Origin of the sequence: Litchfieldella anticariensis FP35 = DSM 16096, assembly GCF_000409775.1 — a bacterium.
Taxonomy (GTDB): Bacteria; Pseudomonadota; Gammaproteobacteria; order Pseudomonadales; family Halomonadaceae; genus Litchfieldella; species Litchfieldella anticariensis.
Genome location: NZ_KE332391.1, coordinates 307613 through 329682 on the forward strand (window position 1 = coordinate 307613; position 22070 = coordinate 329682).

21 protein-coding genes and 1 tRNA gene are annotated in these 22070 nt (G+C 59.3%); 19 read left to right on the forward strand and 3 right to left on the reverse strand.

Annotation, left to right across the window (positions count from 1 at the left end; genetic code table 11):
• Positions 1-84: 84 nt before the first annotated feature.
• Together L861_RS13815 and L861_RS13820 are read right to left on the reverse strand one after the other, a co-directional pair.
• Positions 85-1554: a site-specific integrase gene (locus tag L861_RS13815; protein WP_016417075.1), complete on the reverse strand. Its 1470-nt coding sequence runs from the start codon at positions 1552-1554 to the stop codon at positions 85-87.
• A 99-nt stretch (positions 1555-1653) separates the two neighbouring features.
• Positions 1654-1740, reverse strand: a tRNA-Leu gene (locus L861_RS13820).
• A gap of 154 nt (positions 1741-1894) precedes the next feature.
• Here L861_RS13820 and queA point away from each other — a divergent pair.
• From queA to secF, 5 genes are all read left to right on the forward strand, one after another.
• Positions 1895-2935, forward strand: a complete 1041-nt coding sequence (queA, locus tag L861_RS13825) for a tRNA preQ1(34) S-adenosylmethionine ribosyltransferase-isomerase QueA (protein WP_016417076.1) — start codon at positions 1895-1897, stop codon at positions 2933-2935.
• A gap of 146 nt (positions 2936-3081) precedes the next feature.
• A complete protein-coding gene (tgt, locus tag L861_RS13830; RefSeq protein ID WP_016417077.1) occupies positions 3082-4203 on the forward strand; it encodes a tRNA guanosine(34) transglycosylase Tgt in 1122 nt (373 codons plus the stop codon).
• A gap of 55 nt (positions 4204-4258) precedes the next feature.
• The gene (gene yajC, locus L861_RS13835; RefSeq protein WP_016417078.1) at positions 4259-4585 is read left to right on the forward strand and encodes a preprotein translocase subunit YajC; all 327 of its coding nucleotides are present in this window, start codon (positions 4259-4261) and stop codon (positions 4583-4585) included.
• Positions 4586-4713: 128 nt separating this feature from the next.
• The gene (gene secD / locus L861_RS13840) at positions 4714-6564 is read left to right on the forward strand and encodes a protein translocase subunit SecD (RefSeq protein ID WP_016417079.1); all 1851 of its coding nucleotides are present in this window, start codon (positions 4714-4716) and stop codon (positions 6562-6564) included.
• Positions 6565-6575: 11 nt separating this feature from the next.
• On the forward strand, positions 6576-7484 hold the full coding sequence (secF, locus tag L861_RS13845; protein ID WP_016417080.1) for a protein translocase subunit SecF: 909 nt from the start codon (positions 6576-6578) through the stop codon (positions 7482-7484).
• A 110-nt stretch (positions 7485-7594) separates the two neighbouring features.
• On the opposite strand, the gene L861_RS13850 is transcribed toward secF, so the two are convergent.
• Positions 7595-8389 carry an inositol monophosphatase family protein gene (locus L861_RS13850; RefSeq protein WP_016417081.1) on the reverse strand — a complete coding sequence of 265 codons (795 nt, stop codon included), beginning with the start codon at positions 8387-8389 and terminating at the stop codon, positions 7595-7597.
• Positions 8390-8581: 192 nt separating this feature from the next.
• Here L861_RS13850 and trmJ point away from each other — a divergent pair, with 192 nt between their 5' ends.
• The 14 genes from trmJ to der all read left to right on the forward strand — a co-directional run bounded on the left by trmJ (position 8582) and on the right by der (position 22004).
• Positions 8582-9379: a tRNA (cytosine(32)/uridine(32)-2'-O)-methyltransferase TrmJ gene (gene trmJ / locus L861_RS13855; protein ID WP_016417082.1), complete on the forward strand. Its 798-nt coding sequence runs from the start codon at positions 8582-8584 to the stop codon at positions 9377-9379.
• A gap of 152 nt (positions 9380-9531) precedes the next feature.
• Positions 9532-10401: a serine O-acetyltransferase gene (gene cysE, locus L861_RS13860; RefSeq protein WP_016417083.1), complete on the forward strand. Its 870-nt coding sequence runs from the start codon at positions 9532-9534 to the stop codon at positions 10399-10401.
• Between the two features lie 89 nt (positions 10402-10490).
• Positions 10491-10961 carry a Fe-S cluster assembly transcriptional regulator IscR gene (iscR, locus tag L861_RS13865; RefSeq protein ID WP_021029198.1) on the forward strand — a complete coding sequence of 157 codons (471 nt, stop codon included), beginning with the start codon at positions 10491-10493 and terminating at the stop codon, positions 10959-10961.
• Positions 10962-11018: 57 nt separating this feature from the next.
• A complete protein-coding gene (locus tag L861_RS13870) occupies positions 11019-12167 on the forward strand; it encodes an aminotransferase class V-fold PLP-dependent enzyme (protein ID WP_016417085.1) in 1149 nt (382 codons plus the stop codon).
• 38 nt (positions 12168-12205) lie between these two features.
• Complete coding sequence (locus L861_RS13875) at positions 12206-12532, forward strand: HesB/IscA family protein (protein WP_016417086.1); 327 nt, start codon at positions 12206-12208, stop codon at positions 12530-12532.
• A 196-nt stretch (positions 12533-12728) separates the two neighbouring features.
• Complete coding sequence (gene ndk / locus L861_RS13880; protein ID WP_016417087.1) at positions 12729-13154, forward strand: nucleoside-diphosphate kinase; 426 nt, start codon at positions 12729-12731, stop codon at positions 13152-13154.
• Positions 13155-13258: 104 nt separating this feature from the next.
• Positions 13259-14386, forward strand: coding sequence for a dual-specificity RNA methyltransferase RlmN (gene rlmN / locus L861_RS13885; RefSeq protein WP_016417088.1), 1128 nt, complete (start codon positions 13259-13261; stop codon positions 14384-14386).
• Between the two features lie 72 nt (positions 14387-14458).
• Positions 14459-15205: a type IV pilus biogenesis/stability protein PilW gene (gene pilW / locus L861_RS13890; RefSeq protein ID WP_016417089.1), complete on the forward strand. Its 747-nt coding sequence runs from the start codon at positions 14459-14461 to the stop codon at positions 15203-15205.
• A gap of 30 nt (positions 15206-15235) precedes the next feature.
• On the forward strand, positions 15236-16291 hold the full coding sequence (locus L861_RS13895; RefSeq protein WP_016417090.1) for a RodZ domain-containing protein: 1056 nt from the start codon (positions 15236-15238) through the stop codon (positions 16289-16291).
• Between the two features lie 5 nt (positions 16292-16296).
• On the forward strand, positions 16297-17412 hold the full coding sequence (gene ispG / locus L861_RS13900; RefSeq protein ID WP_027947657.1) for a flavodoxin-dependent (E)-4-hydroxy-3-methylbut-2-enyl-diphosphate synthase: 1116 nt from the start codon (positions 16297-16299) through the stop codon (positions 17410-17412).
• Positions 17413-17441: 29 nt separating this feature from the next.
• Complete coding sequence (hisS, locus tag L861_RS13905) at positions 17442-18746, forward strand: histidine--tRNA ligase (RefSeq protein ID WP_016417092.1); 1305 nt, start codon at positions 17442-17444, stop codon at positions 18744-18746.
• A gap of 47 nt (positions 18747-18793) precedes the next feature.
• Positions 18794-19453 carry a YfgM family protein gene (locus L861_RS13910; protein ID WP_016417093.1) on the forward strand — a complete coding sequence of 220 codons (660 nt, stop codon included), beginning with the start codon at positions 18794-18796 and terminating at the stop codon, positions 19451-19453.
• Positions 19450-20604, forward strand: coding sequence for an outer membrane protein assembly factor BamB (bamB, locus tag L861_RS13915; protein ID WP_016417094.1), 1155 nt, complete (start codon positions 19450-19452; stop codon positions 20602-20604). The genes L861_RS13910 and bamB overlap by 4 nt, the downstream gene beginning before the upstream one ends.
• Positions 20601-22004 carry a ribosome biogenesis GTPase Der gene (gene der / locus L861_RS13920; protein ID WP_016417095.1) on the forward strand — a complete coding sequence of 468 codons (1404 nt, stop codon included), beginning with the start codon at positions 20601-20603 and terminating at the stop codon, positions 22002-22004. The genes bamB and der overlap by 4 nt, the downstream gene beginning before the upstream one ends.
• The last annotated feature ends 66 nt before the right edge of the window (positions 22005-22070 follow it).

A 22070-nucleotide genomic window follows, 5' to 3' on the forward strand; every position in this document is an offset into this window, starting at 1 on the left:
AGGCACAAGCCCCACGCTGACGAGGCACAAGGGGTATCCTCAAGTGAGCCTCACCAGTGTCATCCAGTGAAACCCTCGTTGGTCTCATTCGCTACCTGGCATCACATAGGACCAGTCCAGCAGCTCCACCACTTCTTTCAGGACCGGCAACCACTTACGCTTATCTGTAGCGCTACCGTAGTGGTCTGACATCGAAGCCCCGGTATGGCCAACCAGCCACTCGATATGGGTCAGCGATGCCCCTCTGAGCTTCAGGGCTTCAATCACGGTATGTCGGTACCCGTGGAAGTCGGGGCTGATCCCGAGCCTCCCTCTGAGGTAGCCAAACGCTTTCGAAGCTCGCTTACCGTACTGACCCTGGTAGGGCTCGACGGTGAACAGCCGCTCGCTCCCCCGTCGACTCTCCACGTACTCGAGAAATCCCAGGGAGATCAGCCGCGAGTGAACCGGGATCATCCGCCAAGAAGAGACATTCTTGACGAACCGACCGTCCTCGCCATGGATCTTGAATGCCTGGATGCCCTCATGTTCGAAGAAGTCATCGGGTGACAACGCTGCCAGCTCCTCGAGCCGTGCCCCCGTATGGATAGCCAGAAGGGGAAGCCAGTACTTCCAGGCATAGCGACGGCTGCCCCGATGCTTCATCAGCAGGTCTGAGTGAAACCATCGAGACAGCTCCTCATCCCTCCATGTCCGATCTGGCCCAGGAACCATAGCCTTCTTCCTCAACTTGATCTTGAATGGATTACTCTCGAGCTCCTCGACCTCCACCAGCCAGCCCGCAAATGTGTGCAGGTTGCCGATGATGTTTTGTTGGGTTTTATGGCCCATCGGTTTCTTGCTCGCAACTCGGATCTCAGACAGTGTCATCGACTTCCACCGCCCATGGTTTCGATGGGTAGGGTAGGTCTTGAGCTGTTTGATGAAAGATCGCACAACCGACTTCGTCAGCTTTTCAGCAGTCAAGTCCCCCATCAATTCGGTAAAGACCTGGAGGTTCTGCCTCATCGTCTCCTTCGTCTTATCTCTGGCATCGACAAGTCGCTCGGTAACGAACTGCTCAAACAAAGCGCTCAAACGCTGGGGATGGGCCGCAGAGCCCTGTATAGATTGCGCCCCTGCCGGCCCCGGGCCACCCTTACCCTGCGGGCTGCGATGTTCACAGGTCCTCACAAAGGGCATAGCGAAGCGACCCTCAGATCGTTCGTCATTCGCCAAGGGGGTAAGTTGAATAAGATAAGGAGTACGACCGTCACCGGGAGCAGTGTCAGTTTGAAGGCTGGATAATGATGAGGAGGCTAGAAAGGCCAAAGTCTTCCAGTCTGGCGAGATGTTGTCCTCAACCCGGCCGTTTCGCAACGACTCAAATACTTGCTGATAAGCAAGCCACAGCATCATCGCACGACGACGTGCAGTAACCTTGCAGGGAGTATCGAGTGTCTTTCGGATTTCTCGCCTTTGACCATAGGCATGACGGAGGTCATGGGGAATGACGATCCGGGCATACCAGTTCGTATGGTGGCGATTGCGCGTGAGGTAGGTTCCATAGGGCATGTCAGACCTCAAGAGTGGATCACCGAAGTGTCACACATCAGGGTCTGATCAAGGCCCGTAACCCGCTGAATCCCATGGTTATAGGATTCATAGATCAGTTGGTGCCCGGGGTCGGACTCGAACCGACACGCTGTCGCCAGCGGTGGATTTTGAATCCACTGCGTCTACCAATTTCGCCACCCGGGCAGCGCGTTGCATTATACGTAGGTCCGCTCACAGGTCAATCACCTGACCTGACTTCGTTGTCGGGAACCGGTATCCTATGCGCCCTGTCCGATCGGTCCAGCCATGAGCGACCGAGTCGACCATCAGTCACAGGCAGCCCGAGACCCTATCGCCGATGCAGCGTGCCGATTTTCACTACGAACTGCCCAGCGAGTTGATCGCTCGTTACCCATCCGAACGCCGCAGCGACTGTCGCCTGTTATGCGTGGATGGCACAACTGGCGAACTGGCCCACCGACACTTTCCTGATCTGCTCGAGTTACTCGAGCCAGGCGATCTATTGGTGTTCAACGATACCCGGGTAATTCCCGCCCGTCTGCACGGCCACAAAGCCAGCGGCGGGCGCGTGGAAATGCTACTCGAGCGGCCACTGGATACTCACCGTGGCCTGGCGCACCTGCGCGCCAGTAAATCGCCCAAGCCCGGCACCGAGCTGGTCTTCGAGGGTGACATCCATGCCGTGGTCGAAGGACGGCGCGAGGCACTGTTCGAACTCCGCTTCCTCGGTGAAACACCGATGATCGAACTTCTCGAGCGCCATGGCCACATGCCGTTGCCGCCCTATATCACCCGCGAGGACGATCCTTCCGATCGTGAGCGTTATCAAACCGTCTACGCTCGGCGCGACGGCGCAGTGGCCGCCCCCACTGCCGGCTTGCATTTCGACGAGCCATTGCTCGCAGCCTTGGCCGCCAAGGGCGTGGAGAGTGCTTTCGTCACCCTCCACGTGGGTGCCGGCACGTTCCAGCCGGTACGTGCCGACGACATCCGCGAACACCAGATGCACAGCGAGTGGATCGACGTCTCCGCGGATGTCTGCGAGAAGGTACGAACGGCAAGGGCGGCGGGGCGGCGCGTGGTTGCCGTCGGCACCACCAGCGTACGCTGTCTGGAATCTGCCTGCCTGATGAGCGATAGCGGTGATATCGCTCCCTACAGCGGCGACACCGACATCTTCATCTATCCTGGCTACGAATGGCGCTGCGTCGATGCACTGGTAACCAACTTCCACCTTCCTGAATCGACCCTGCTGATGCTGGTGGCTTCCTTTGCTGGCTTCGATACGGTGATGAACGCTTATCAGGCCGCAGTAGCCGAGCGTTATGCCTTCTTCAGCTATGGCGATGCCATGTTTTTGACACGCAAGACACACTGACGTCGATCGGGCGGTATTTAAAGGCTGAATCAATATGCTCATTCGTACTAGTAAGCTCTGCTCTTTCACCAGCTTTTGTCTTGCCTGATCGTCATCGGCACGTTTTGTCACACATTTCGAGAAACCGAATGCGAAACGAATGCTTCATGAACTTCGAGCGTCTGGCCAGCGACGGGCGCGCACGTCGGGGCCGCCTACACTTTCCTCGTGGTACGGTGGAGACCCCTGCATTCATGCCGGTAGGCACCTATGGCACCGTCAAAGGCATGACGCCGGCCTCGGTGGAAGAGATCGGCGCCGAGATCATCCTCGGCAATACGTTTCATCTCTGGCTACGACCGGGAACGGAGGTCATCGAAGCCCACGGCGACCTGCATGATTTCGCTCAGTGGCAGAAGCCGATTCTTACCGACTCTGGTGGTTTCCAGGTCTTCTCGTTGGGTGAGATGCGCAAGATCACCGAGGAAGGCGTGCATTTCCGTTCACCGGTGGATGGTGCCAAAGTCTTCATGGGGCCGGAAGAGTCCATGGCGGTACAGCGCTCGTTGGGCTCGGACATCGTGATGATTTTCGACGAATGCACGCCCTATCCCGCTACTCTCGAACAGGCCGAGACCTCGATGGAGCTGTCGCTGCGCTGGGCGAAGCGTTCACGTATCGCTCATGGCGATTCGCCCTCGGCACTTTTCGGCATCATTCAAGGCGGCATGTACCCCGCGCTCCGCGAACGGTCGCTGGCCGGGCTGCTGGAGATCGGTTTCGATGGTCTGGCCATCGGCGGTCTCTCGGTAGGCGAACCCAAGGAGCAGATGATCGAAGTATTGGACTATCTTCCCACTTGGATGCCGGAAGACAAGCCACGCTATTTGATGGGTGTAGGCAAACCTGAAGACTTGGTGGAAGGCGTGCGCCGAGGCGTCGACATGTTCGATTGCGTGATGCCCACCCGCAACGCCAGAAACGGCCACCTGTTCACCTTCGAAGGCACGATCAAGATCCGCAACGCCAAGCATCGACACGACACTCGTCCACTGGAGGAGGATTGTGATTGCTATACTTGCCAGCATTTCTCGCGTGGCTACCTGCATCACCTGGACCGCTGTGGCGAGATGCTGGGCTCGATGCTCAATACCATTCATAACCTTCGCCATTACCAACGTGTAATGGCCGGTTTGCGCGGTGCTATCGAAGCGGGTACATTGGCGAACTTTGTTGAAAGGTTCTACACGCAACGTGGCTTGCCGGTGCCGCCCGCGCCGACGGCATAGCCAAGTGACGATATGAATCCCCGTTCCCTCACCTGATCCAGGAGACACGACTCAAATGCTGGACTTCTTTATCTCTCCGGCCTATGCCGAAGGCGGCGCTGCAGGCGGCGGTATCGCTCAGATCGTCATGCTGGTCGGCTTCGTGCTGATCTTCTATTTCCTGCTGTGGCGTCCGCAGGCCAAGCGTGCCAAGCAACACAAGCAACTCGTGAGCGGTCTTTCCAAAGGCGACGAAGTGGTCATTGGCGGTGGCATGCTGGGACGTATCACCAAGGTGGGTGAAGAATTCATCACCATGGAGATCTCCGAAGGCACCGAGGTCAATGTGCAGAAGAGCGCTGTCGCGTCGGTTCTGCCCAAGGGCACCATCAAGTCCATCTGACCCTTTACCGGTAGTCCGCGATTTCGGGAAAGGCACATGTGCCTTTCCCGTCCTCCACGACAGGACTGCGGCTTCTCACGCATTATGCGCTAGCTACTTCGTCACGTTAGCTACAAGGCAGGGCTTGCATGCTCAACCGATATCCCCTGTGGAAGTATCTACTGATACTCATCGTCCTCGCCGTTGGCCTGCTCTATTCGCTGCCCAACCTCTATCCCGAGGACCCCGCTGTCCAGATCAGCAGCACACGAGGTGATGTAACCCTCGATGAGTCTCGACTGAAGCGCTTCCAGAATGCCTTGACCGATGCCGGCATCGAGATCAAGGCCAGCGAAACCAGAGAAAATGGTATCCTGATCCGTCTCACCAATGCCGACGACCAGATCGAGGCGCGCGACATCATTGCCGACATGGTGAGCGAGGACGTCGTGGTCGCTCTGAACCTGGCGGAATCCACTCCCGCTTGGCTGGAAAGTCTGGCTGCTTCTCCCATGACCCTGGGACTGGATCTGCGCGGTGGCGTGCACTTCCTGCTCGAGGTCGATATGGATGCAGCCGTGACCCAGCGCCTGGAGGTCAACGCCAGCGCCATTCGCGAGACGCTGCGTGACGAGCGTATTCGTTATCGCAATACCGACATCGATGATCGCACCCTGACGATGGACTTCACCAACGAAGAAGATCGCGATGCGGCACGCCAGTTGATTGCTCGTCAATTCCCCGACTTCACCTACCAGAACCTCGATGAGGGCCGCGGCGCCGCCTTGGCCATGACGTTGACCGACCAAGCCGTCAACGAGATCGAGGACTATGCGATCAACCAGAACCTGACCACTCTGCGCAACCGGGTCAATGAGCTGGGTGTTGCCGAGCCACTGGTCCAACGCCAAGGGCCAAACCGCATCGTCGTCGAATTACCGGGTGTCCAGGATACTGCTGCCGCCAAGCGCGTGGTCGGCGCCACCGCCAATCTGGAATTCCGCCTCGAGGCACGTCCGGACACCCCGGACAGCGAAACGGAGGAGTTCAGCTTCCGTAACAATGAAGCGCGTACCGCCACCCTGATGCGCGATGTGATCGTCACCGGCGACAGCGTTTCCAGTGCCAGTCGCAGCTTCGATGAGAACGGCCGCCCCCAGGTCAACATCGACTTGGATGGCACCGGCGGCACGCTGATGAATCGCGCTACCCGTACCAACATTGGCCGCAACATGGCGGTGCTGTTCATCGAGCACAACACCCGGACTCGTACGGTCATCGAGGATGGCAAAGAGGTCGAGGTACGCGAGCCCTATACCGAACGCGGCATCATCAGCCTGGCCACTATACAAAGTGCGTTGGGCAACAGCTTCCGCATCACCGGCCTCGACTCCCCCACCGAAGCAGCCGAATTGTCGCTACTGCTGCGCTCCGGCTCGCTGGCAGCACCGATCTACTTCGTGCAGGAACGCACCATCGGCCCTAGCCTGGGCCAGGACAATATCGATCGTGGCATCATGTCAGTGCAGATCGGCCTGCTACTGGTGGTGCTGTTCATGCTGGTGCGCTACCGGGTGTTCGGCATTTTCGCCAACGTCGCACTGGCAGCCAACCTGGTGATACTGATCGCCGTCATGTCGATGCTCGGCGCCACGCTCACGCTACCTGGCATCGCCGGGATCGTGCTGACCCTGGGGATGGCGGTTGATGCCAATGTGTTGATATTCGAGCGAATACGCGAGGAACTGCGTGGAGGCATGTCGGTCCAGCAAGCCATCCATGCCGGCTACGAGCGCGCCTTCAGCTCGATCATCGATGCCAATATCACCACCCTGCTGGTGGCGCTGATTCTGTTCTCGATCGGCACCGGTCCGGTCAAGGGCTTCGCCGTCACCCTATCACTGGGCATCCTGACCTCACTGTTCACCGCTTTGATGCTGACACGGGCCATGGTCAACCTCACTTACGGCGGCAAGCCAGTGAAGAAACTTTGGATATGAGGAGCCTCGCGATGCGACAGTTCGATTTCATGGGCAAGCGCCGCCTGGCCTTTCTCGTTTCGGCCCTGATGTTGTTGGTATCGATCGGCTCCCTGGCAGTGCAACAGCTCAACCTGGGACTGGACTTCACCGGCGGCACCTTGGTGGAAGTCCGCTACGAGACGGTACCAGCGCTGGACACGGTGCGACAGACACTCGAGGCCGAGGGCTTCCAGGATGTATCGGTGCAGACCTTCGGCGCCGCTACCGAGGTACTGATTCGTCTACAGCAGGCATTCGACCCCGAAGTCGGCGAACAAGTGGTCAACCTGCTGCGCGCCGATGGCGACAACGTCGAGTTGGTACGTGCTGAATTCGTCGGCGCCCAAGTCGGCGAACAGCTGCGCGACCAGAGTGGCCTGGGCTTACTGGTAGCCTTGGGTATCGTAATGGTCTACGTGGCCTTTCGCTTCCAGTACAAGTTTGCACTGGGGGCCCTGCTGGCATTGATCCATGATGTGGTAATCGTGGTCGGCTTCTTCTCGCTGTTCCAGCTCGACTTCGACCTCACCGTGCTAGCAGCATTACTGGCAGTGATCGGCTATTCCCTGAACGACACCATCGTGGTCTATGACCGTATCCGCGAGAACATCCGCAAGTCGCGCATCGACGACATGCCGGTGATCTTCAACGACGCCATCAACTCCACCTTGTCACGTACCCTGGCTACATCAGGCACCACCCTGCTGGTCCTATTGGCCTTGCTGGTGCTGGGTGGTGATATGATCCACAATTTCGCCGTGGCATTGATCGTCGGTATCGGTGTGGGTACCTTTTCCTCCATTTACGTGGCATCGGCGCTGCTGCTTCCGCTCAAGCTCGAGCGCGAGGACCTGATACCTGCCAAGAAGGAAGACCCAGAGGCGGAAGAACTGCCCTGAGCGGAACTGTAAGCTGTTGAAAAGCATGAAAAAAGAAACCCCGCACCTTCAAGGGTCGCGGGGTTTCATTTTACTTACGACTTGCAGCTGATGGCTTACCGCTAGAACCGCTAGAAATGCGGCTTGAGCTGCTGCACCAGCGCCTTGTAGAGACGAGGGCTGGCAGCCATCAGCAAGCCTTCGGTGTCGACGCCGGGGCGGCCATCGGGGGTACCCATCAGGGCACCGGCTTCTTTCAGCAATAGCGTACCGACTTCCTTGTCCTGCTCCTCAAGGCCTAGCACGAGGGCTGCGTCGACACGCCCACTGGCGAGCTCCGCGATGTCCAACAGACCACTGCCGGTGGCACGCAGCACATCGATCTGCGGGCCAAGCTGCTGCACGGCGGTCAGATAGGTCGATAAATAACGGGGACGCAGCCAGGTTTCCGGCAAGCTCATTGCCACTCTGGCACCTCCAATGACAGTCGCCTTGGATACTCGAATCCGCTTGCCATTATGCTGAGCGCCACGACCACGGCTTGCCAAGTACTCATCGTCACTGAACGGCGAGATAATCACCGCGTGCTCGGGACGCCCCTTGACCAGACATACCAGCGACAAAGCGAACGCCGGGCCTGCGACACACAGATTGGAATAGCCATGAAAGGGCTCGATCCGCCAGTGGTAATCCCGCCCTTCGCCTTGCCCTTCATGGAAAGGGGTATAGCGACCGGATACACCGTGCTGCGGATAGCCACGCGATAGCTGTCGCACGATCAATGTCTCGGCATTGCGGGCGACATCCTCGAGCAAGCGGTCAAGATTATGTTCCTCGTGAGCGTTTTCGATACGCTCACGAACGCGCACGAACTGTTCGGCGGCGCTGCGCATGGCGCGCAACCCGAATTGGACCATCGGATGCATGATCGGGCCTTTGGGAAGTCGGTAGCTGTTAAAGAACGGTGTCGGGCGATCTATGAAACGGTGTCGAGTGATCGTAACGACGGCGCGCATCCTAGCAGATTCGAAGGGGTACTGCCATTGCCACGTGCGCGCCAAGGGCCGCGGACATGATAGACTCGTCCTCCGATCTTCCAAGCAGCCAGCAGTGACCCCATGTTAGAGCGTATTCGCATCGTCTTGATCGGCACCAGCCACCCCGGCAACATCGGCGGCACCGCCCGCGCCATGAAAAACATGGGATTGACGGACCTCACATTGGTATCTCCGCGTGGCGAGGCACGCTCCGCGGATGCCATTTCCCGCGCCTCCGGTGCCGACGAATTGTTGGCAGGGGCACGTACTGTCGACTCCCTCGAGGAGGCGGTGGCCGATTGCACTCTGGTAGTCGGTGCCAGCGCCCGCTCACGCACGCTGCCGTGGCCAATGCTCACCCCCCGTGCTCTCGGAGAGCGCTTGCCGAACGAACTCACCGGCCCCGAAACACGAATGGCACTGGTGTTCGGTCGCGAGGATAGCGGCCTGACCAACGCCGAATTGCAACGCTGTCACGCCCATGTACATATCCCATCCAACCCCGATTTCAGTTCGCTCAACCTGGTCACGGCGGTGCAGGTACTGGCCTATGAATGCCACCTGGCCTGGCTTGCCACCCAACAGGCCGAGACCCCAAGCACGCAGGAGGAGCACCAGCCCTTCGGTATCGAGTGGGATAATCCTCCCGCGAGTCACGCTGATCTGGAGCGTTTCTTCGCGCACTTGGAACGAGTGTTGATAGCCATCGACTTTCACGACCCGGCCACCCCTCGACAACTGATGGCACGATTGCGCCGACTCTACCTCCGCGCCCGACCGGACCAAATGGAAATGAATATCCTGCGCGGCATGCTCACGGCGATGGAAAAGCATGCCGGGCGGACACCCGGAGCCGATTCCGGCGACATGCATCCGTGAGTTGGGCCGTGTCCGTACCTTGCAGGCGGGCGTTCACGCCCCAATAATGATTTCCGGTAGGTAATAGGCATCTTTTCCCGGCCCGCGCATCGCGCGACCGATCCTGAGAACGCCTCGGGCCTGCCGCCACTCCGTGATGTAAGGATTGCCGCATGTTTCATCACTTGCGTGAAGACATCAACAGCGTGTTCGCTCGCGACCCCGCCGCGCGCAACTTCCTGGAAGTCCTGACCAATTATCCGGGACTGCATGCCCTGCTCGCCCATCGCTTGAGTCACTGGTTGTGGCAGCACAATCTAAAGTGGCTGGCTCGCACCATCTCAACGCTGTTTCGCTGGCTGACCGGTATCGAAATCCATCCTGGGGCGCGTATCGGTCGCCGCTTCTTCATCGACCATGGCATGGGTGTGGTGATCGGTGAAACTGCCGAGGTCGGCGATGACGTCACCCTCTATCAAGGGGTAACCCTGGGCGGTACGAGCTGGAACAAGGGCAAGCGCCACCCCACCCTGGAGGATGGCGTGATCGTCGGTGCCGGAGCCAAGATCCTCGGTCCCTTCACAGTCGGCGCTGGGGCCAAGATCGGCTCCAATGCCGTCATCACCAAGGCAGTGCCGGCCGGCGCCACGGTGGTCGGTATCCCTGGCAAGATCGTCAAGCGCGCCGAGCCGGATACCGAAGAAGTCCCCACTTTCGACCCCGAGCGCCGTGAAGCCATGCGTCGAAAATTCGGCTTCGATGCCTATGGCGTCAGTCAGGACATGCCTGACCCGGTGGCACGCTCGATGCAGGCCATGCTCGACCACATGCATGCCGTGGACCAGCGCATCGAACAGATGTGCAACACGCTGAGAAAACTCGATGCCAGCTATCGTGACGGACAACTGCCCGAACTGCGTGACGAGGATTTCGCCGATATTCTCGCCGACGTCGACAGTTGCTGCCCACCGCAGGAAGATGGCGACAAGCGGCGCGATGCTCCCGCCAAGCCTCTCAAGTCATCCGATGACGACGGCGCCTAATTGTTGACCAAAGTACTGGGGTTTCTCATAATGGCGCGACAATCTGGTTATCGGTGCCTCGCCACGACACCCTGCGTTCGATACTCCCTATGCGCTTGACTACCAAAGGACGTTACGCTGTCACCGCGATGTTGGATCTGGCCCTCAACGCTGGAGAAGGGCCGATCTGCCTCGCTGACATCTCCCGACGCCAGGAGATTTCCCTGTCGTATCTCGAGCAACTCTTCGCTCGGCTACGACGTGCACAGCTGGTCAAGAGCGTACGCGGCCCAGGAGGTGGTTATCTACTGGCACAAGCGCCGGCCGCCATTTCAGTGGCGCGAGTCATCGATGCTGTCAACGAGTCCGTGGATGCCACTCGCTGCCAAGGGTTATCGGATTGTCAGCAGGGTGACGTCTGCCTGACACACCATCTATGGTGCGACTTGTCGCGGGAAATACATGGATTTCTCGATGGCATCACCCTGGGTGAATTGGTACAGCGCCACGAGGTGCGCGCCATTGCCGAGCGGCAACGGCGGCGCACCGATGAAACCACTATCGCCGTCTCCCCGCCCTGAACGAAAGGGCACGACGGCCACCACCGTTCTCGCCAACGAGGATCGTCCTACATCGTCATGAGCGCTCCCGTCTACCTCGATTATGCTGCTACCAGCCCGGTCGACCCACGTGTCGCCGAGGCCATGAGCCGCCACTTGACCCTGGATGGCACCTTTGCCAATCCGGCCTCACGCAGCCATATGCCCGGCTGGCTGGCCGAGCAGGCGGTGGAAGGCGCACGCCGCCAGGTCGCTGACCTGATCCATGCCGATCCACGCGAAATCGTCTGGACCAGTGGTGCTACCGAGGCCGACAACCTGGCATTGATCGGATTCATGCGCGCCAATCGTGCCCGTGGACGCCACCTGGTGACATCCATCGTCGAGCACAAGGCGGTCGTGGATACCGCTCATGCCCTGGAGAATGAGGGCTTCGAAGTCACTTGGCTGACACCGGGCGCCGATGGTCGCGTCACGCCCACCCAATTGCGGGAAGCGCTGCGCAACGACACCGTGCTAGTGTCGCTTATGGCGGTCAACAATGAGCTTGGCAGCATTCATGATCTAAAAGCCCTGGCCGAAGTCGCGCATGCCGGTGGCGCTGCCTTTCATGTCGACGGAGCTCAAGCCGCCGGCAAGCTCGACCTCGATGTCCAGAGTTCAGGCATCGATTTACTGTCACTTTCAGCCCACAAGATTTACGGGCCCAAGGGAGTCGGCGCACTGTTCGTGCGCCGTCACCCGGATATCCGCGTCGAAGCGCTGATCCATGGCGGTGGCCACGAGCGCGGCATGCGCTCGGGAACGCTCGCGACTCATCAGATCGTCGGTATGGGCGAGGCTTTTGCCTTGGCACAGCAAGAGCGCGAAACCGATCAGGCACATATTGCCCAGCTTCAGGCACGATTCCTCGATGGCCTGGCGGACCTCGATGGTATCCATCACAATACCGATACCCGGGTGGCATTGCCCAATATCGTCAACCTGGCCTTCGACGGCGTGGACGGTGAGTCGCTGTTGATGGCCTTGCGCAATATCGCCATTTCCACAGGCTCGGCCTGCAACTCGGCAAGCGTTGAGCCATCCTATGTATTGAAAGGGATCGGCGTGCCACATGCCCGCGCATTAGCGTCGCTGCGTTTCAGTTTCGGCCGCTTCACCACCGAACGCGAGATCGATGCCACCATCGCCGAAGTACGCCACGCCATCGTCGCATTGCGCCGCTGATGTCGCATCCCCATTCACCATCGCAGGAGGCAAGCCCTATGGCACATCTTTCGATTACTACTGCCGCCGCCAGTCAGATCCGTCGAGTGCTCGACGAGCGCGGTCATGGCTTGGGTCTACGTGTCTCGGTCAAGCCCAGCGGTTGCTCCGGCTACAGCTACGTGCTCGACTTCGCCGACGAAGCGGCTGCCAATGACGTTTCTTTCGAGGAACATGGCGCCAAGATCTTCGTCGACCCGGAAGCATTGCAGATGCTGGACGGTAGCGAAGTCGACTATGTGTCGGAAGGCTTGAACCGCTTTTTCCGCTTCAACAACCCCAACGTCAAGGACGAATGCGGCTGCGGGGAAAGCTTCAGCGTCTGACGCGCTGATCTCTCGCTGCATGGCGATTGAGAAGTTTCGCCTGCAGCCGTTATAATGCCCGGCTATTCGGCCCCGTCCGCTACTTGGTCGATGCACCATTTTCTCGACGCGCCGCCCCATCCGGCCCCTTGGCCGTACTCCGGGCGGCGCGATGTCATCCAGAAGCCCGTTAACCATTCTCACGGAGACACTCCCCATGGCCATTGAACGTACCCTGTCCATCATCAAGCCCGACGCCGTAGCCAAGAACGTGATCGGCGAAATCATCAGCCGCTTCGAGAAAGCCGGCCTGCAAGTCGTCGCTTCCAAGATGCTGCACCTGTCCAAGGAGCAGGCCGAAGGTTTCTACGCTGAACACAAGGAGCGTCCCTTCTTTGGCGATCTGGTCGGTTTCATGACCTCTGGACCGGTAGTCGTGCAAGTCCTGGAAGGTGAAGGTGCCATCGCCAAGAACCGTGAGCTGATGGGGGCCACCAACCCGCAAGAAGCCGCGGCTGGCACCATCCGCGCCGATTTTGCCCAATCCATCGACGCCAATGCCGTGCATGGCTCTGACTCTGCTGCCTCTGCCGAGCGCGAAGTGGCCTACTTCTTCAGCAGCGACGAGATCTGCCCTCGCTAAGGGAAACACCGGTTCGCGCTGTTTCCTCAGCATGAGTCGGTATCTCCCCAGGCCATTTTTCGCGGGGGTGCTAGCACCCCCGCCCCAACGACCCGTTGACCGCCATGACCTCTACGACCGCTCCTCAACGTACCAATCTGCTGGGTCTGTCCCGCGAGCAGATGGAAGCCTTCTTCCTGTCGATCGGTGAGAAGAAGTTCCGTGCCGCTCAGGTGATGAAGTGGATTCATCACGAAGGTTGCGATGATTTCGAGGCCATGACCAATTTGTCCAAGGCACTGCGTGCGCGTCTGGCTGACGTAGCGGAGATCCGTGGACCTGGCGTGGTCTACGAGGGTTCGTCCAGTGACGGCACACGTAAGTGGGTGCTGGAAGTGGAGGACGGCAGTTATGTGGAAACCGTGCTGATTCCAGCCGACAACGGTAAGCGTCGCACCTTGTGCGTCTCGTCCCAGGTTGGCTGTTCACTGGATTGCAGCTTTTGCTCCACGGGTAAACAGGGCTTCCAACGTAACCTGACCGCAGCCGAGATCATCGGTCAGGTATGGGTCGCCCAACGCAGTGTCGGGCCGCGCAAGGACACCGCCAACCGCCCGGTCACCAATGTCGTCATGATGGGGATGGGCGAGCCGCTGATGAACTACGATAACGTAGTGCCGGCGATGAAGCTGATGCTCGATGATAACGGCTATGGGTTGTCCAAACGCCGCGTCACCCTATCGACCTCTGGCGTGGTGCCGATGCTAGATAGGCTCGGCGATGAACTTGACGTGAGCCTCGCTATCTCGCTGCATGCCGCCACCGACGAGTTGCGCAGCGAATTGGTGCCGCTCAACCGCAAATACAACATCCGCGCTCTACTCGATGCCTGCCATCGCTATCTTGCCAAGTGCGATGACACGCGTATGGTGACCATCGAGTATACCTTGATCAAGGACATTAACGACCAGCAAGAGCATGCGGAACAACTCGCCGCATTGCTGGCGGAACTGCCGTGCAAGATCAACCTGATCCCGTTCAACCCCTTCCCGCATTCGGGATACGAAAAGCCGTCGCGCAACCAGGTAATGCGCTTCCAGCAATGGCTCTATGAACTGGGATATACGGCGCCTATTCGCAGTACACGCGGCGACGATATCGATGCTGCTTGCGGCCAGCTGGTGGGGCGTGTCAAGGATCGAACCAAACGCCATGCACGTTATATTCAATCGATTCAGCTCGATGCTGATTAAGCGTTCTCGGCAACCTTGACTTCAACTGAACACAGCGCTTTGATGGGTAGGCTTTTTTTATGGGGTAACGCCATGATTTGTCGCCACTGCTCGCCAGTTCGACTCAAGCCGGCCGCTGTAATGGCAGCCTTGCTGAGTGTCGCCTGGCTGTCAGGATGTGCGAGTCAGGCAACCAGCACCGAAGAGGGAGCCGCACCCGACGACGCCTATACCCAGTTAGCTGCCGCCTATCTGGAGCGCGATAACCTACCACGCGCCATTTCGGCGCTTGACCGAGCGCTGGAGCTCAATCCTGAGCATGCCGAGGCTCTGCAGCTCATGGCCATGGTTCATCAACGTCAAGGGGAAGCGTCCCTCGCCGACGACTACTTCCAGCGGGCATTGCAGGCCGATGGCGACTTCACACGCACGCGCAATAACTATGCCGCCTATTTATTCGGCCAAGGACACACTGCCAAAGCTTGCCATCAGCTCGAACTGGCCAGCGAGGATACCCAATATCCGAATCGAGCCCTGCTATTCAACAACCTGGGGCAGTGTCAACGAGAACTCGGCAATCTTAACGCGGCGCGCCATAGTCTGATGCGTGCCCAATCGATCGATGCTCGAAATCCGAACAGTTACTTCGCACTGGCCGAAATCGAATACGCTCAGGGCAACTATTCACGCTCCTGGGAGCAACTGCAGTCTTTTATTGGTCTGGTAGGTGTCACTCCCGAAAGCCGTAGGCTGGCAAGCCACATCGCAGCCGCCCGCGGAGATGACGACACCGCCTTCTTTGTTTCCGAGCAGTTGGGCAGCTTTCATGGCGCTCCCTGATGACCGAATCTTGATTAAGGATGCTCAGATATGAGCGAAACACACTACAACGACCCAGCCGAACTTGCTCCACAGCCCTCGCCCGGAGAACTGCTCAAGCTCGAACGGGAGAAACAAGGGCTGTCACGCGAGGAGGTAGCCACCGCCTTGAATCTACGCCCGGCGGTGGTGGATGGTCTCGAGTCCGATAGTTACGACGAAGTACCGGTCGCTACCTATCGGCGCGGCTACCTGCGTGCCTATTCACGCCTGCTTGGCATTGACGACCGTCCAATAATCGACGCCTACAATTCTCGTTTCGGCAACGTCGAGACCGAGCACAGGATCGCTCCGGTTCATGTCACCAAACCTCCTTCACGTATTGGCGCTTGGTTGTTCAAGCTGGTCACGCTGCTGGTCATCGCCGGTCTGATTGGCCTGACCTTGCTGTGGTGGCAAAGTCGCAACGGCAACGACCTGCTGGGACTGGGAGGAAACGAGCCAGTGGCCGTAGATACCCTAGACGGCACCCCGGTCGCCGAGCAACCCGCCGAATCTACATCTGAGCAGACGGAATCCGCGTCGGAATCATTGCCTCCCTTGCCGGAAGACAGTGAAGAACTGGGCTTGGTCGATGACGCAACGGACGACCCCGCCTTCGCCCCGGATACCGCGACCGACAGTAATATCGGTGATGTGCCGGCACCACAAGCCGATGTGGAAACGCCGGGAACCGATGATGGCGAGGACCGGTCGACATCGACACAGTCGGCATCACCAGAGGAACCGATTGCCGGCGAGGAAGCAAGCGAGCCCAGCACCGCGGAAACGCAAGAGCAAGAACCCACAGCTTCAGCCACCGATTCGCGTACCCTGCAGCTGACCTTCAACGAGCAGTCGTGGACCGAAATTTTCGACGCCAACAACGATCGTATCTTCGTCGGCTTGCAAGAAGGCGGTACCCAGGCCACTGCCGAGGGAGAACCTCCGTTCCGGCTGACCATCGGCAATGCCTCCGGCGTCGAGTTACGCTATCGTGGCGAAGTTATCGACCTCCGTGAACGAGCCGGGACCAACAATGTCGCACGTTTCACTCTAGGAGAATGACCGCCATGCACGCTCAGTCTCCCATCGTCAGGCGTCAGTCACGTCAAATCCATGTCGGTAATGTTCCGGTCGGTGGCGATGCACCGATCTCCGTACAGAGCATGACCAACACCGACACCTTGGACGTAGACGCCACCGTAGCTCAGATCCAGCGTCTCGCGGCTGCCGGTGCCGATATCGTGCGCGTTTCGGTACCCACCATGGACGCTGCCGAGGCCTTCGGCCGCATCAAGCGCCAATCACCAGTGCCGCTGGTGGCCGATATCCATTTCGACTACAAGATTGCCCTGCGTGTCGCCGAGCTGGGCGTCGACTGCCTGCGCATCAACCCCGGTAACATTGGCCGTGAGGATCGCGTGCGGGCCGTGGTGTCGGCAGCCCGCGACAACGGTATCCCGATCCGTATCGGTGTCAATGCCGGTTCATTGGAGAAGGATCTGCAGAAGAAGTACGGCGAACCGACTTCAGAAGCACTGGTCGAATCCGCCATGCGTCACATCGAGCACCTCGATCGCCTCGACTTCCAGGAATTCAAGGTTAGCGTAAAGGCCTCCGATGTGTTCATGGCCGTAGGTGCCTACCGCCAACTGGCGAAACAGATCGAGCAGCCGCTGCACTTGGGTATTACCGAAGCTGGCGGCTTGCGTTCCGGTACCGTCAAGTCATCGATCGGTCTCGGCATGCTGTTGATGGATGGCATCGGCGATACCATCCGTGTCTCGCTGGCCGCCGACCCGGTGGAAGAGGTCAAAGTCGGCTATGACATGCTCAAGAGCCTACGCCTGCGCTCCAAAGGCATCAATTTCATTGCCTGTCCGAGTTGTTCACGGCAGAACTTCGACGTGATCAGCACCATGAACGCTCTCGAGGAGCGCCTAGAGGACATCATGACCCCTCTTGACGTGTCCGTGATCGGCTGTGTGGTCAATGGTCCCGGCGAAGCCAAGGAGGCCGATATCGGCCTCACCGGTGGTGACCCGGCCAACCTCGTCTACATCGACGGCAAGCCGGCCAGCAAGTTGCGTAACGATCATTTGATCGATGACCTCGAGGCACTGATTCGCGACAAGGTACGTGAGAAGCAGCAGGCCGAACAGGATGTGATCGCTCGCGAGACTTGAATCGTGGGCGATGAGTTAAGGAGCCAGTGTTGAGCAAGCCCGAAGCAAGCAAGAAAAGAATCCAGGCCATTCGTGGCATGAACGACCTGCTGCCCGGTCAATCGGCCCTATGGCAGTATTTCGAAAGCCAGGTACGACTGCTGATGCAGCGTTACGGCTATGACGAGATTCGCACGCCGATCGTCGAACAAACCGCCTTGTTCGCCCGTTCCATTGGCGAAGTCACCGATATCGTCGAGAAGGAGATGTATACCTTCGAGGATCGCAACGGTGACAGTCTCACCTTGCGCCCCGAGGGCACTGCAAGCTGCGTACGTGCGGCCATGGAACATGGTCTGCTGCACAATCAGGTCCAGCGGCTGTGGTACCAAGGGCCGATGTTCCGTCACGAACGCCCTCAGAAAGGTCGTTATCGCCAGTTCCATCAGGTCGGTGCCGAAGCCTACGGTCTCGAAGGACCCGACATCGATGTCGAGTTGATCCTGCTGACAGCACGCCTGTGGAAACAGCTTGGCCTATCCGAGCATGTCACACTGGAACTCAACTCGCTGGGTTCGAGCGAAGCCCGTGCCGCCTACCGCGATATCCTGGTGGCCTACTTCGAGCAACATCACGAGGTACTCGACGACGACTCGCGACGGCGTCTCTCCACCAATCCGCTACGCATCCTCGATTCCAAGAATCCCGATATGGCACCGATGCTCGCCGGGGCTCCGCAACTGCTGGATCACCTCGATGATGCTTCCCGTGACCACTTCGAGCGACTGACCGCGATTCTCGACTCGGCGGGTATCGAATACCGGATCAACCCGCGCCTGGTACGCGGTCTCGACTACTACTCTCGTACCGTCTTCGAATGGACCACTACGGCCCTGGGCAGCCAAGGCACCGTATGTGCCGGAGGTCGCTACGATGCACTGGTCGAGCAGCTTGGTGGCAAGCCGACCCCTGCGGTGGGCTTTGCGATGGGCATCGAGCGCCTTATCCTGTTACTCGAAACCCTTGAGCTGGTTCCCCAGGATGCCACCCCGCCGCTGGATGTCTACCTGCTTGGTATGGACGAAACCGCTACCCGTGCTGCGCTGTTGCTGGGCGAACGCCTGCGCGATCGACTTCCCACCTGCCGCCTTCAGGTTCACTGTGGCGGTGGCAGTTTCAAGAGCCAGATCAAGAAAGCCGACAAGAGCGGCGCCCGTTTGGCCCTGCTACTTGGTGAGGATGAACTAGCCCACGATCTGGTCACACTGAAATTCCTGCGTGAGGAGCGCGAACAGCAGCGCCTGGCGCAGAGTGAGCTGGTCGAAACCCTCGAATCCTTGCTGGCAACCCCCTAACGGTCGGCGAGACTGCCGCACGATCCCAGAGTCAGAGGAGACCGCCCGTGGCGGAGCTGAGAACCGAAGAAGAGCAGCTTGAGGCCATCAAGCGCTGGTGGAAAGAGAACGGCAAATCGTTGATCGCCGGGGTGGTGATCGCTGCTGCCGGGGTGCTGGGCTGGAATGCCTGGAAAGACTATCAAGCCAATCAGGCCGAAGCCGCCTCGATGCGCTATCAGCAACTCATCAGCATCGTCGGCCAGAACGAGCTGGCAGCCGATAACCGTAGCCGGGCCCAGGAACTGATCGGCGAGATCACTGACAATCACGGCGACACCTTGTATGCCGATCTAGCAGGCCTGATAGAGGCACGCCTGGCGGTGAGCGATAACGACAGGGCGGCTGCGCAGGCAGCACTAGGCGACGTCATCGAGAACACGCCACGGGAGTACATACGCAGCCTGGCGCGTCTTCGCCTGGCCCGCTTGCAGCTAGCGACCGACGATCCCGAGGCGGCACTGGCAACCCTGGACGAGGAGATCACCTCATCACTGGAAGCCCAACGTGCCGATATTCGCGGCGATGCCTACCTCAAGCTGGAACGTGACGAAGACGCTCGCGACGCTTACCGGCAAGCCATGGCACTGGCCGAAGAGCACAATCAGCCGCTCTACGGCGTTCAACTCAAGCTCGACAACCTGGGCACCCAGGAGGCGACCCTATGAAGATGCCGGCATTCGCGTTAGTGGCCGCTGCTCTCACCCTACTGGCCGGCTGTGCCGGCAAAGTCGAACCGCAATACCCTCCGAAGGAGCTGACGGGCTTCAACGCCACCGTGGAGTTGGATAGTGCCTGGAGCCAAAGCATCGGTGAGGGCTTGGGCCGGGCTCGTTATCCGATCAGCGCCGCCTCGGAAGATGGCACTATCTTTGCCGCCGATACGGAGGGTCATGTGGTGGCCCTGGAGGCCGAAAGCGGTGACACACGCTGGGAAAGAGATCTCGATACCGCCATTTCCAGTGGTCTGACTGCGAGAACGGGACAACTCTTTCTGGGAACGCGCAATGGCGAGGTGCTGGCACTGAGCCAGGATGATGGAGAAATCCAGTGGCGCTCACGGGTATCCAGTGAAGTCCTGGCTGCCCCGCAGGCCAATACCCAGTTGGTGATCGTGCAGAGTGTCGATGGAGGCGTGACGGCGCTCGATCGCGTCAGCGGTGACGAACGCTGGGTCTATACCAGCTCCCAACCAGCCTTGACGCTACGTGGTACCGGCACCCCCCAGGTCATCGAACCGGTGTCCTTCGTCGGCTTTGCCAACGGTCGGCTAGCGACTCTCGACAATCGCAGTGGTCAGCCGCTGTGGGAAATGCGTGTCGCCGTGCCCCAGGGACGCAGCGAGGTCGATCGCCTGGTCGACCTGGCCGGTCAACCGGTCCTGACACCCGATGGACGTCTCTACGTCACTAGCTATAACGGTCGCCTGATGGCGCTCGAAGCCACCAGCGGCGAGGTTATGTGGGAGCGTGACTACTCCAGCTATCTGACCCCGCTACTGGTCGGCGATTACCTGTTTACCGTCAACGAGGCCAGCCATATCATGGCCTTGGACGCTCTTTCCGGAGAGCAGATCTGGCGCAATGAAGATCTGGAAGGACGCTGGCTGACCTCTCCCGCCTTCGCCGACGGCAAGCTGGTGTTAGGCGACTTCGAGGGCTATGTCCACCTGCTGGATGCCCGCAACGGTGACATCGTCGGTCGTACCCGAGTCGATAGCTCCGGCATCAGCGTGCGTCCCCTCACCGAAGGCCGCCGGATCTACGCTCAGGCCAATGATGGGCGCCTCGAAGCCCTGCAAATACGCGAGACACAATGAATCCAGTCATAGCCCTGGTCGGCCGCCCCAATGTCGGCAAGTCGACGCTGTTCAACCGCCTGACACGTTCGCGGGATGCCTTGGTGGCCGATTTCCCCGGCCTGACCCGTGACCGCAAGTATGGCAACGGCCAGCTCGGGGGCAAGACCTATACCGTCATCGATACCGGTGGCATCAGTGGCGACGAGGAAGGCATCGATGCCGTCATGGCAGAGCAGTCGCTGCTGGCCATCGATGAAGCTGATATCGTACTGTTCATGGTCGACGCTCGTGCCGGGCTGCATGTCGCCGACGAAGCCATTGCCAATCACCTGCGCGTCAACCAAAAGAAGACCTGGCTGGTGGTCAACAAGACCGACGGCCTGGAAGAGCATTCGGCGATGGCCGATTTCTGGACACTTGGGCTGGGCGATCCTCACCCCATTGCCGCTGCCCACGGTCGTAACGTCACCAACCTGATCGACGAAGTCCTGGCCCCCTTCCCCGAGCGCGAGGAAACCGATGCACCAGCGGATCTCAGCAACGGCATCCGTATCGGTGTGGTGGGGCGGCCCAACGTCGGTAAATCGACCTTGGTCAACCGCCTACTCGGTGAGGAACGGGTGGTGGTGTTCGATGAAGCCGGCACTACCCGTGATGCCATCGAAATTCCCTTCGAACGCCGTGGCAAACCCTATGTGTTGATCGATACCGCAGGGATACGACGGCGCAAGAACGTACGCGAGATTGCCGAAAAGTTCTCGATCATCAAAACGCTCGAGGCGATCAAGGAATGCCATGTAGCGATCATGGTGCTCGATGCCCGCAGCGGTCTGGTGGAACAGGATCTACACCTGCTCGACTATGTGCTGACCTCGGGCCGCGCCCTGGTGCTGGCAGTCAACAAGTGGGATGGCCTGGAGCAGGAAGCGAAGGAAAAGATGCGTGCCGATGTCAAGCGTCGTCTGGGCTTCGCCGACTACGCCGACCTGCATTTCATCTCGGCACTGCATGGTACTGCCGTAGGCGATCTCTACCCCTCGATCGAACGTGCCTTTGCCTCGGCAACCAGCCACTGGTCGACCAATCGCCTGACCACCATTCTGCAAGATGCCGTGAGCGAGCATCAGCCTCCACTGGTGCATGGCCGGCGTATCAAGCTGCGCATGGCCCACCAAGGTGGCAGCAATCCACCAATCATCGTCGTCCATGGCAACCAGACTGCGTCGCTACCGGAAGCCTACAAACGCTATCTGACCAACACCTTCCGCAAGGTGCTCAAGGTGCGAGGCACGCCGATTCGTTTCGAGTTCCGCTCGGGCAAGAACCCTTACGACACCGACGTCGATGCCAGTGATCGCGAGAAGGCCAGGAAGCGCGAACTTGGTCGTACGCGGGAAGCACGCAAGAAGCGTCGCTAGCTTCTTGAAGTCCGCTGCTTTCATGCCCCCAACGGGTCCTCGGACGACTGACAAGGCACTGGTGTC